Annotated in this window: 13 protein-coding genes and 1 pseudogene; 6 read left to right on the forward strand and 8 right to left on the reverse strand. The window is 38.8% G+C overall.

Going from position 1 to position 10,833, the window contains the following annotated elements; genetic code table 11:
- Positions 1–220, reverse strand: a 220-nt coding sequence (locus CEF18_RS23030; protein WP_190238714.1) for a RidA family protein, incomplete at its 3' end; no start/stop codon positions are given.
- Positions 221–325: 105 nt separating this feature from the next.
- Between CEF18_RS23030 and CEF18_RS23035 the strand changes: the two genes are divergently transcribed.
- On the forward strand, positions 326–667 hold the full coding sequence (locus tag CEF18_RS23035) for a winged helix-turn-helix transcriptional regulator (protein WP_110934576.1): 342 nt from the start codon (positions 326–328) through the stop codon (positions 665–667).
- Positions 668–852: 185 nt separating this feature from the next.
- Here CEF18_RS23035 and CEF18_RS23040 read toward each other — a convergent pair whose 3' ends face one another.
- The 6 genes from CEF18_RS23040 to CEF18_RS23065 all read right to left on the reverse strand — a co-directional run bounded on the left by CEF18_RS23040 (position 853) and on the right by CEF18_RS23065 (position 4,711).
- Positions 853–1,206, reverse strand: a complete 354-nt coding sequence (locus tag CEF18_RS23040; protein ID WP_223292459.1) for a CGNR zinc finger domain-containing protein — start codon at positions 1,204–1,206, stop codon at positions 853–855.
- The gene (gene istA, locus CEF18_RS23045; protein ID WP_223292460.1) at positions 1,184–2,278 is read right to left on the reverse strand and encodes an IS21 family transposase; all 1,095 of its coding nucleotides are present in this window, start codon (positions 2,276–2,278) and stop codon (positions 1,184–1,186) included. Before istA ends, CEF18_RS23040 begins: the two co-directional genes overlap by 23 nt.
- A 404-nt stretch (positions 2,279–2,682) precedes the next feature.
- Positions 2,683–3,180 (reverse strand): Crp/Fnr family transcriptional regulator, encoded by a 498-nt coding sequence (locus CEF18_RS23050; RefSeq protein WP_110938883.1) that lies wholly within the window; start codon positions 3,178–3,180, stop codon positions 2,683–2,685.
- Positions 3,181–3,226: 46 nt separating this feature from the next.
- Positions 3,227–3,805 (reverse strand): VanZ family protein, encoded by a 579-nt coding sequence (locus tag CEF18_RS23055; RefSeq protein WP_110938884.1) that lies wholly within the window; start codon positions 3,803–3,805, stop codon positions 3,227–3,229.
- A gap of 199 nt (positions 3,806–4,004) precedes the next feature.
- Entirely contained in the window at positions 4,005–4,358 is a 354-nt protein-coding gene (locus CEF18_RS23060) for a hypothetical protein (RefSeq protein WP_110938885.1), read from the reverse strand.
- Between the two features lie 143 nt (positions 4,359–4,501).
- Positions 4,502–4,711: a hypothetical protein gene (locus CEF18_RS23065; protein ID WP_110938886.1), complete on the reverse strand. Its 210-nt coding sequence runs from the start codon at positions 4,709–4,711 to the stop codon at positions 4,502–4,504.
- A 286-nt stretch (positions 4,712–4,997) separates the two neighbouring features.
- Between CEF18_RS23065 and CEF18_RS23070 the strand changes: the two genes are divergently transcribed.
- Complete coding sequence (locus CEF18_RS23070) at positions 4,998–5,636, forward strand: uracil-DNA glycosylase (RefSeq protein ID WP_110938887.1); 639 nt, start codon at positions 4,998–5,000, stop codon at positions 5,634–5,636.
- A 155-nt stretch (positions 5,637–5,791) separates the two neighbouring features.
- Entirely contained in the window at positions 5,792–6,091 is a 300-nt protein-coding gene (locus CEF18_RS23075) for a hypothetical protein (RefSeq protein ID WP_110938888.1), read from the forward strand.
- Positions 6,092–6,220: 129 nt separating this feature from the next.
- Here CEF18_RS23075 and CEF18_RS23080 read toward each other — a convergent pair whose 3' ends face one another.
- Positions 6,221–7,594, reverse strand: a complete 1,374-nt coding sequence (locus tag CEF18_RS23080) for a dipeptidase (protein ID WP_110938889.1) — start codon at positions 7,592–7,594, stop codon at positions 6,221–6,223.
- Positions 7,595–7,807: 213 nt separating this feature from the next.
- On the opposite strand from CEF18_RS23080, the gene zupT reads away from it, so the two are divergent.
- The 3 genes and pseudogenes from zupT to CEF18_RS23095 form a co-directional block, all read left to right on the forward strand.
- Entirely contained in the window at positions 7,808–8,617 is an 810-nt protein-coding gene (gene zupT, locus CEF18_RS23085) for a zinc transporter ZupT (RefSeq protein ID WP_110938890.1), read from the forward strand.
- 133 nt (positions 8,618–8,750) lie between these two features.
- Positions 8,751–10,451, forward strand: coding sequence for a dihydroxy-acid dehydratase (gene ilvD / locus CEF18_RS23090; RefSeq protein ID WP_110938891.1), 1,701 nt, complete (start codon positions 8,751–8,753; stop codon positions 10,449–10,451).
- A 138-nt stretch (positions 10,452–10,589) separates the two neighbouring features.
- Positions 10,590–10,833 (forward strand): annotated as a pseudogene (locus tag CEF18_RS23095) (IS3 family transposase); the annotation flags it as partial.

Genomic DNA, 10,833 nt, shown 5'->3' on the forward strand with positions numbered 1-10,833 from the left:
GGTTCGACCTCGTAACACCGAATCCGGCAAGCACACGATCGAGATTCTCCAGCGTTTGACGCGTTTGGGCCTCAATGTCTCCCTCCCCAATAAACGCGCCATGTTCATCATGTGAAAATTGTCCTGAAATGTAGATCTTACCGTTTACAGCGTACCCTTGAGTGATACCGCTTCCTTCTTCCCATGCAACTCCATGATCGTACGTATTTTTCTCAGTCATATTATTCTCTCCTTTATTTCAGCATTGATGTTAGTATAAAATGAATACAAACTAAAAAATAGTACGCACTTTACCGATAGTGCTATCAGAAAGGAAAGTGACCACATGAGTATGGCTGACTACAAAGGAAAAGGAATTCATGTTCAAGATACCCCCTTTGGTTATACCTTATCGTTAATTGGGGGTAAATGGAAATTGATTATTCTTTATGTCTTGGCAGAAAATCCATCGATTCGTTTTAATAATATAAAAAGGCAGATAGGGGATATTACGTATAAAATATTGAGTGCTCAACTTAAAGAATTGGAAGCAGATGGAATAGTACATCGTAAAGAATACTCTCAGGTGACTCCTAAAGTTGAATACCGTCTCACCGAAAAAGGCGAGACATTATTACCTATTATGGAATCAATGTGTGAATGGGGAACCAACAATCAACATAATTAACCTTTATATTTTTATTTGTCTCCGGTCTTGAATAGAAGGCGGCCCTGCCGGAAAAGCAATAGCCAGTTTTCACCTAACAATTCTCGCTGTTAAAGCGCCAATTTTTTAAAGATCACTTTTGATATTCTGCACTTCTGACTTAATTCAGAAAATGCATTATGAAATTGACTAAATTACATGATAATTTAGTTCTCTTCACGGCGAATTTGGTGGCGAGCTACTTTTGTACGATTCCCACATATTTTCATTGAACACCATTTACGACGGCCAGTTGTATCCATAAACAACAAAACACAGTCTGGATTAGCACAACGGTGGAGATGCAATAGCTCTCCTTTAGCTAATAATTGGAGAGCATCAAATGCAATAAGAGATATAATTGCATCTTCTGAAGAACCAACTGGAACTGGTAAAAGGGATTCAGATAGTAATTTAAATGATAATGGAGCCTGTTCGGTTAAATCCTCAAGATGAGATTTCCATTTATCATCAAGTTGTTTTCCGTCCGCAATTTCTTCAAATCCTTCTCGTCGGTTCATTGTTTTCATTCAATACCGCGACAGTATTAAAAGTAAGACGAGTTTTGACTCTTTGTTTCGCAAACCTCGGAGAGGTGGAATATTCCTTATTATCCACACTTACGATGCCGTACTTATCGGCTTTCATTTCTTGATAACGAGCACACTCAAAATCTTTCTCAGGGAGGTGAAGCCATTTTTGTTGGTCTTCTTTATATAACTCTGATTGGAGCACTTGTTTCTTATAATGTGGACGATTCCGATCTTCCTCCGCCCACCTCCAAAGCGTCTTATTAAAATGATCCAAGTTAGCCACGGTACATTCAGGCAATAGAAAATTATTTCGTACGTATTTAACCATCGCTTCTACGTGCCCTTTTTCATTCCCCTTCCCTGGATTACAAAATTCATATCGGAAGCCGTAATGTAAAACAAAGCGTTCAAACGTCTCGGTTAGTCCACGTTCACCTCTTGCCATTATTTTCTTCACCGCTGGTGATAAGTTATCGAATCGAATAGTTGTTGGAATACCACCCATATGACGAAAGATACGCTGTAAGCCTTCGAGTAAACATTCTGTATTTTCCGAAGGAAACACCTGAAAATAAAAAGTGTTACTGAAAGGAAAGGACACCACTAAATATGGCAGATCAATGACTTCCGATTGGTACTTAAATGATGCGGTTCCAAAGTCCACTTGAGCTGTTCCTGGGACTGACTCTAGTGGAAGAGATGCCCCTTCTTGATAATCTTTTAATTCCTTTTTTCGTTTCGATACATAGTCGCGAACAGACCTCTCAGAGCCTGTAAAACTATGAAACTTCACTAACTGTTTATACATTCTTCTCGCTGTTCTATGATTCTTCTTTTTCTTCTTTAGATCCTCATCAATCCATTTATCAATAATAGGTTTCACTGTATCCATTACTCTTGCTTTCCGCTTTTGCGGCTGTCTTACTTGGAATTCTTCTTTATTGGCATACTTCGTTACTGTTCGTGGATCGATATCCATTCTAGTTGCCATGTTGGAATAAGTTTCGCCTTTCTGGTTTACTTCATGTCTGATATAATCAATTTGCGCCACTGCTAACATCTCCTAATAGCCTCCTGTCGAACGTTGTTGGTCCAACGAGGAGTTTAAAGTTATTTTGAGAAGTTGGCAAGTGGCCTTTTTTAATTTATGCGGGCCCCTCGGGGCCCGCATAAATTAACTGCCACAACCTACATATTTAGTCTGCCATAAACACATAATTTCGCCTGAAGTACGCAATAGTTGTGGTAACAATAAAATAAAGAGACTTAAAAAAGATATTTTATTATGGTTAGTATAAAAATTCATAAATATAAATACTGTCAGATTAAAGGTCGGCAAAGACATGCTTCAAAGTGTGGCAAAAATATGGTTCAAGTCACATTGTGTTTTTTTCACTGTGTGTGAAATAAAGCATAAGTTTTCCATTTGGAAAGCTTATGCTTTATTTTGTTTTAGGAAGACAATCACAGTTTCCGTAACATGCGATTTACTGTCTCTCTCCTTAAGCCAATAAATTGTCCGATTTCCTCTTGGGTTAATACTTCTTCAAGAACAAGATCGGGGAAATAACTGTGAAACCATTGCCGAAATAACAGGAACTTTTCGGAGGGACTAAACGCACTTAGTTGATCAATCCGTTGCTGCATCATGCGAAGTTTATTCTGTAGAAGTAATGCGGTTTCACGAAGACGCTGTGGATTGTTTTCCAACTGATCGTACCAATCACTACTAGGAATGATCTTCACTTCACATTTTATAGCAGCAATAGCTGTTCCGAAGTATTCATTAGGTGTCAGCAAGGAATGGTGCGGAAACACTTCGTCAGGTAAGATTAGATTTACTAACGTTGACGTACCGTCTTCCTTCAATCGTGTTACCTTAAGTAGACCATCCTTTAATAGAAATAAAGGTCCTGTTTCCCCTTGTCTAAATAATGTTTCCCCTTTTTTATAAATAGTCATGTTTTTTTCCCCTTTCATTGGCCACTTAAAAAAATGTCTCTTCATCCTATCGTACATATAATTTGAGTGGATGAAACAGGAAGCCGAAACACACCCCTAACACGTTAAGTATCAAATCATCAATATCCAAACTGCCCCTATTGCTTATATACTGTAATCCTTCAATCAAACAAACCGAGCCAATGGCTATTAGAATAAGATTTATGATCGATGGTTTCTTTTTTATGTATCTGTAATACAATCCGTATGGGAGAAATAAACCAATATTTGCACCTAAATTATAAACAGCGATTAGATGATCAACTTGTCCGGAAAGATAAAATTGAATGGTTTCAAATGGAATGAGATTTACTGCACCGTAATTTTGTTCTTGAGGTCTGAAAAACAATAAGATTAAAAGCCCGATAGAATAGAGTAATAATACTAAGTGAAGAATACGTTTTGATACAATGATCTTTTCGTCTTTTATCAAGCATATACAAAATAATACAAAGAAAGAAAAACAAAACCACAAAATCGCTATAACCATAAAGTGTAAATACCTTGTTAATTCAAACCAAACGGGTAATAGTAAAATAATAAGAGGTTGAGAATATATTAGACTTAGCTTGATGATTTTTTTCATAACTCCCACTTTCAAACAGATCCATTTTTAAAGCAGCTAATAAACCAATTATAGCAAGTTCTTTCGTTTAGAGGGGGAATAAAGTTTGGCAGAGGGAAGATATTTGGTGCGGATTCAAAACAACGAAGCTTCGTATTATACTCCATAAAAGAGGTATCAAAAGGGATGACCAATTGATACCATGAAAATTCAAGGACATCTAATACAGAGTTGTTACTAATTCAACCGGCCCATGATCATCACAGTGTTCTCCATGAACATGGTGAAGACGACCATTCACTAAATAGTCCATATGGTCACCATGAGGAACTTTCTCATGTCCACAGCTTTCTTCATGTAGACACCCACAACTTAGTGCATGACATACATCGGGATTTGAATGAGTAATAGGGATTTTACATTCGTCCCAGTGGCCGCTGTGTTCATGATGCAAGTGACCATTATGAACATAGTCAATATGATCTCCATGACGGATTTTAGTATGTCCACAAGCGATGCTGTGCTTATGAGTGTGGTTCTCGTGGATAGGGTGATTTTTTGCTGATTCCTTCATGACAAACCCTCCCTTAATAATTTTGACGATAAGTGGATTACCCAAGAGAAATTTGGCCTTTTATCCATTGTGCTCTTCGTGTTAACTAAAAAAAAAGCGCACAAAGGAAGAAATCCTTATGTACGCTTGATTTAGTGGAGAAATTAGTTATTATTGTTGTTATTATTATTATTATTATTCTGGTTATTACGAGCGTTACGGTTGTTTAGATTTTGTGCAGCGTTGTCACTTGCAAATTCTTCATTTGCATTGTCAACATTCAATTCGTTGTTATTGTTGTTGTTTGCATTGTTACGATTGTTTCGTTGAGCGTCAGCGTTATTGTTATTATTGCTGTTATTGTTGTTCGCCATCACTATCACCTCCTGCTTCGTGTAACATTATTATGTGAGACAAGCCATTTAAAAATACTCCGAATATCAATTTAATCTAGAAAAAAGTGTTGGGTGAAAATTCAAACTACTTGGATAAGTTAAAAATAATTGGTATATCAACTGGATGGGCAGAATAAAAAGAACTTCATTTAGAAACTAAATTCTTCTTGTAAATAATGTTTACAGTTTAACCCGCCTAGAGAGTTTTTTAACCTAACTAATTGGGAAAATAAACAGAAATAAGAGTTGAGGAGGAGACGTTAACATGCAAATACCCGAATCTTTAGCGCAAAAAGGGATAGACAATATTTCAGGCTTTCCCGTGGAGGGATTTGTTTATGGGAGCGGACCGGAGTATCCTGCGATTATGCTTGTCGGCGAAGCACCTGGAGAAACGGAAATACATAATGGCATTCCTTTTAGCGGCCGATCTGGTAAAGAACTAATGAAATTTCTTGAAATGGTCGGACTAACGAGAGAGGATGTTTATATAACGAGTGCCGTCCGAAGTCGTCCCTATCGATGGGGAGAAAAAAAGGAAAGAGATGGTACGATTGTAAAAAGGAAATATAATCGTGCTCCCACGGCAAAGGAAATTTTAGCTCATGCACCACTTCTCGATTATGAAATTGAAAATGTTAAGGCACCAGTAATCGTTGCATTAGGAAATATTGGTTTACGTCGATTAGTCGGACCGGGGCAGAAGATCACAGAATGTCACGGGAAATTGATTAAAGGACCTGTCTTGCGCCTTGATAAAGATAAATATAAATGGACAGAAAAGCATTACATGATTTTTCCAACATTTCATCCAGCAGCGTTTTTCTACAATCGTAAAGTACTCGAACTTATCCATGATGATTTACTCGTTCTGAAAGAATTTTTAGGTAGGGATACTGAATAATAGAAGGAGGACACTGAATAATCACCTTAGAAAGAGTCTGCTGAAACGGATTCAAATATTGCATCCAAAAAAGAACTATTAGTGAAAATAGCCTTTAATTTTTTCTTTGTATGTTGGTTATATTATGACTATGCCAATGGAATGGAGGGATTTAAATGGTCGGAGACGATAAAAATTATACCGATTTTTCTACAGTAGAAACAGAAAGAAATTTTCTTACTCATGAAGAATTTTCAGAAGGTCCATATGGCTCTCCCCGCAACGCAAATGAGCCCGTAGAAAACAAGAGTACTCCTTGGGAAGAGGGGCAACAATATTACAGTAACTTTGCTTACGAAAACCGTAATTTGCACCAAGGCTTACCTCGGAAAGATCCCGGAGCCCACTTAACACACGATGACAAAGATAAAGCGACCGAAGACCCGTATAAAGATGCTCCCATAAGGCCTTCTTAAGGTTAGCTGTTTTATTACGTTTTTAAATTAAGGTTTAGAATATTAAATCTTCCTTATAAAAAGCACCTCTTCCATCCATGAAAATGGAGGAAGAGGTGCTTTTATTTGCCGACTCATCAATTTTGTTGATTAGGAATTCTTATCAGCAACATTTTGCCAATAATGCACGAGGACTTCCATTCCCTTATCAAAATGATAGAGAGGGAAACTCTCATTAGGGGAATGCAGGTTGTCTTCAGGAGTTCCGAAACCGAGTAAGATAACTGGCATTCCGAAAAGTTCATCGATGGATTCCACAACTGGGATCGATCCTCCTAGACGAACAAATACCGACTCTTTCTCAAATGCGAACGAGTAACTTTCAGCAGCCTTCTTTAAAAGTGGATGGTTTGGATCGACTTTATATGCTATTGCTGACAAAGCTTCTTTTTGAACTGAAACAGTGACACCTTTTGGACAAGCGTTCAGAAGGTAATTTGAGAGCAACTCTTGAACTTTTTCTGGATCTTGTCCAGGCACCAAACGGCATGTGATTTTTGCTGTGGCAGTCGAGGGTATAATCGTTTTCGTTCCTGGACCTTGGTAGCCACTATACAGTCCATTTATCTCAAGTGTTGGACGAGCCATTGTATGTTCCTTTGCTGTAAAACCTTTTTCTGGTGTCGTTTCTGGGATTCCAAGTGATGATGGATAATCTTCTCCTGGAGCTTCGTTCATAAGCTGTCGCTCGTGGGCGGATAATTCTTCGACACCATGATAAAAACCAGGTACTGTGACGTATTCATCCTCATCCTTCAACGCGGCTAGCAGGTGACTGAGTGCCATTGCAGGGTTTTTCACAGCGCCGCCATACAATCCTGAGTGAAGATCGCGATTTGGTCCTTGGACGGTAACTTCCAAACCAGTAAAACCTTTGAGCCCATACAGTATCGTTGGTTGACCTTTTTCAACCATACCGGAATCGGATATCATCGCAAAATCAGCATCGAACATTTGTTTATTTTCTTTTAGATACGGATAGAGATTTTCACTTCCAATTTCTTCTTCCCCTTCTATGCAAACTTTGATATTTAGTGGAAGGCTTCCCGTTGTTTTCATGAATGCTTCAAAAACAGCCAGTTGCATAAATACTTGCCCTTTATCGTCACTTGCCCCTCGTGCAAATATTTTGCCATCCCGAATTTCGGGTGTGAATGGGTCGCTATCCCATAATTCAAGTGGATCGGCAGGTTGGACATCATAATGCCCGTAAAACAAAGCTGTTGGTGCATCTTTTACTTCCAACCACTCTGCATATACAAGAGGATGACCTGCAGTTTCTTTTAATTCGACTTTGTCAAAGCCAATTTCAATTAAGTAATCTGCGACAAATTGTCCAGCTTTACGAACATCATCCAGATTTGTCTTGTCTGTGCTTATACTAGGAATGGTTAGAAACTCCTCGAGCTTTTTCAGGAGTCGTTCACGATTGTCTTGTAAGTAGCCTAAAACTGATTCAGTCATAAATTTACCTCCTTTTTCTTATATTGTGTCATAATTCAGAAGTGAACACTATAAATACATAAATAGGAGCATTTTAAAAATTGAGAGTAGCGAAAAGCAAGGTAACTATCATAGACTATAGGAGGATATAGAAACATCCTTTTCTTATAGACGTTTAAAATGTAAGATATAGATTAGAGTTTTAACGAAAATAAAGTTAATGGAGGAAATAAGATGGACGGCGATGTACTATTTGCACTTGGACTAACGCTAGTGGCCGGTCTAGCAACGGGAATTGGCAGCTTACTTGCCTTTTTTGCGAAAAGAACAAATACAAAATTTTTATCATTTACTCTCGGGTTTTCAGCAGGGGTAATGATTTATGTTTCAATGGTGGAAATCTTTTTTAAAGCGAGGGAATCGCTTGTCGGTGCGTTGGGGGAACAGCCTGGAAGTTGGGCGACCGTAGCCGGTTTTTTTGGCGGAATGATCGTCATTGCAATTATTGATCAATTAATCCCGAAGCAAGGGAATCCTCACGAAGTAAAGAAAGTGGAAGAAATGAGTACACGGACACTGCCAGCGGATAACGCGGATCTTTTAAAAATGGGGACATTTACGGCGTTAGCGATTGCCATCCATAACTTTCCTGAAGGGATAGCAACATTCACCGCTGCCTTGCAGGATCCTGGATTAGGGGTAGCAATAGCAATAGCGATTGCCATTCATAATATCCCAGAAGGTGTCGCAATTTCAGTCCCGATTTATTATGCTACCGGCGATAAGAAAAAAGCATTTAAATTGTCCTTTTTATCTGGCCTAGCTGAGCCGCTCGGAGCTATAGTAGCCTTTTTAATACTGATGCCTTTCTTGAATGATGTACTTTTCGGTATCATTTTTGCCGGGGTTGCGGGTATTATGATTTTTATTTCACTTGATGAATTATTACCAGCTGCAAAAAAGTATGATGAAACACATCTTCCTATTTACGGACTCATGTCAGGAATGGCTGTCATGGCGATAAGCTTGTTGTTGGTGATCTAAAAGGACATAATTTTGTCATAATTAAAATTGTTTTCAGAAAACTCATTGCGTTGATGTGCTGAAATGCGTATGATAATGAATATAGAAAAGATAATCTAACAATGATTTGAAACATATTGAAAGGGTGGAAATAATGAGTGAGAAAAAGGATTTACGGATACGAAGTAAAGTAATAAGTGAAGGCGTGAACAGAGCACCGAACCGATCTATGCTTCGAGCAGTCGGTTTTACAGACGAAGATTTCAAAAAACCTATGATTGGTATTGCTAGTACATGGAGTGAGGTAACGCCATGTAATGTACATATTGATGAGTTGGCTCGTCATGCTAAGACAGGTGCTTCCGATGGAGGCGGCGCTCCAATGATTTTCAATACGATTACTGTTGCTGACGGTATTGCAATGGGTCATGAAGGAATGAACTATTCGCTTCCGAGTAGAGAAGTTATCGCGGATTCAATTGAGACAGTAGTTGGAGCAGAGCGATTGGATGGCATCGTAGCTATCGGTGGTTGTGACAAAACAACGCCAGCCTGTGTGATGGCAATGGGAAGATTAAATTTACCGTCAGTTTATGTATATGGTGGAACTATTCAGCCAGGGAAACATAACGGAGAAGATATCGATATCGTTTCTTCTTTTGAAGCAGTCGGAAAACACCAATCAGGATTAATTGATGATGAAGAGCTTCATAAAGTGGAATGTAGCGCATGTCCAGGGGCAGGAGCCTGTGGTGGTATGTACACTGCGAACACGATGGCATCCGCAGTAGAAGCTTTAGGAATGAGTATTCCGGGATCTTCCTCTACACCTGCAATAAATGATTACAAGAAGCAAGAATGTTTACAAGCTGGAGAATTGGTCGTTCAATTACTTGAAAAAGATATCTATCCTAGAGATATCATGACAAAAGAAGCTTTTGAAAATGCTATTACCGTAGTTATGGCACTTGGTGGTTCTACAAATGCGTTATTACATTTAACTGCAATGGCCCATTCAGCGGGTGTTAAATTGGAATTGGATGATTTTGAAAGAGTCCGAAAGAATGTTCCTCACCTTGCCGACCTAAAGCCAAGTGGAAAATATGTCATGCAAGATCTTTATGAGGTTGGAGGAGTTCCAGCAGTCATGAAATTATTGCTTGAGCACGGTCTACTTCACGGTGATTGCTTAACAGTAACAGGCAAGACGATTGCAGAAAACTTAGCGGAAGCTCCTGCGCTTAAAGAAGGACAAGTTGTCATCCGTCCGTTTGATAATCCTATTAAACCAGACGGGCCGCTTGTTGTATTACGTGGGAACCTTGCTCCAGAAGGTGCAGTAGCTAAAATGTCCGGTCAAAAAATTAGCCGTTTTGAAGGAACGGCGAAAGTTTATGACAGTGAAGCGGAAGCTACTACTGCCATTGAAGCGAACGAAATTCAAGCTGGAGACGTTCTTGTTATTCGTAACGTAGGTCCAAAAGGCGGCCCTGGTATGCCAGAAATGCTTTCTATTACAGCGATGATCGTTGGTAGAGGACTTAACGGTAAAGTCGCGCTTATGACAGATGGTCGCTTCTCAGGCGGATCGCACGGGTTTGTTATTGGTCATATTGCTCCGGAAGCCTTTGTAGGAGGTCCAATCGGATTGCTGCAAAACGGAGATATCGTTACAATTGACAGCGAGACGCAAGAAGTAAACTTTAAAATTACGAATGAAGAACTAGGACGCAGAAAAGCGGCTTGGACACAGCCTGCTTTAAAGTATAAGCATGGTATTCTAGCCAAGTATGCAAAATTAGTTTCATCATCTGCTAAAGGTGCAGTAACTGATTTGGATCTAGATAAATTGTAAAAAAAAAGAGGCTGTGAATCATTGAACTGTAACCCGAATAATGGACACTTAAAAAAAGTGCCTCATTATTCGGGTTTTTATGTTTTTATAAGATAAACCCGTTTATAATAAAATAAATCATTAGAACGGAGAATGGACATGAGTAAAAACATATATTCAGAGTTTCAAATGAAAGAACTAGAGAAGAATCCGAATGTTGTACGTGTGTCGGATCGATCGATCTCTTACCAACCATATTTTAAAGTAAAGGCTGTTCAAGAATATAAAACAGGAAAAAGACCTTCTCAGATCTTTCTAGAGAATGGATTTAACCTTGAGGTTATAGGTAAAGATCAACCAATACGTTGCTTAAGGCGTTGGCGCGGAGCAGTTTGGCAGTTTG

The organism is Salipaludibacillus neizhouensis, assembly GCF_002886185.1.
In the GTDB taxonomy this organism is placed as follows: domain Bacteria; phylum Bacillota; class Bacilli; order Bacillales; family Salisediminibacteriaceae; genus Salipaludibacillus; species Salipaludibacillus neizhouensis.

Bases quoted from the DNA above. Each gene is read 5' to 3' on its own strand.
- ilvD (WP_110938891.1), top strand. From the start codon at position 8,751: ATGAGTGAGAAAAAGGATTTACGGATACGAAGTAAAGTAATAAGTGAA.
- zupT (WP_110938890.1), top strand. From the start codon at position 7,808: ATGGACGGCGATGTACTATTTGCACTTGGACTAACGCTAGTGGCCGGT.
- CEF18_RS23060 (WP_110938885.1), bottom strand. From the start codon at position 4,358: ATGAAGGAATCAGCAAAAAATCACCCTATCCACGAGAACCACACTCAT.
- CEF18_RS23080 (WP_110938889.1), bottom strand. From the start codon at position 7,594: ATGACTGAATCAGTTTTAGGCTACTTACAAGACAATCGTGAACGACTC.
- istA (WP_223292460.1), bottom strand. From the start codon at position 2,278: ATGTTAGCAGTGGCGCAAATTGATTATATCAGACATGAAGTAAACCAG.
- CEF18_RS23040 (WP_223292459.1), bottom strand. From the start codon at position 1,206: ATGAACCGACGAGAAGGATTTGAAGAAATTGCGGACGGAAAACAACTT.
- CEF18_RS23035 (WP_110934576.1), top strand. From the start codon at position 326: ATGAGTATGGCTGACTACAAAGGAAAAGGAATTCATGTTCAAGATACC.
- CEF18_RS23050 (WP_110938883.1), bottom strand. From the start codon at position 3,180: ATGACTATTTATAAAAAAGGGGAAACATTATTTAGACAAGGGGAAACA.
- CEF18_RS23055 (WP_110938884.1), bottom strand. From the start codon at position 3,805: ATGAAAAAAATCATCAAGCTAAGTCTAATATATTCTCAACCTCTTATT.
- CEF18_RS23065 (WP_110938886.1), bottom strand. From the start codon at position 4,711: ATGGCGAACAACAATAACAGCAATAATAACAATAACGCTGACGCTCAA.
- CEF18_RS23070 (WP_110938887.1), top strand. From the start codon at position 4,998: ATGCAAATACCCGAATCTTTAGCGCAAAAAGGGATAGACAATATTTCA.
- CEF18_RS23075 (WP_110938888.1), top strand. From the start codon at position 5,792: ATGGTCGGAGACGATAAAAATTATACCGATTTTTCTACAGTAGAAACA.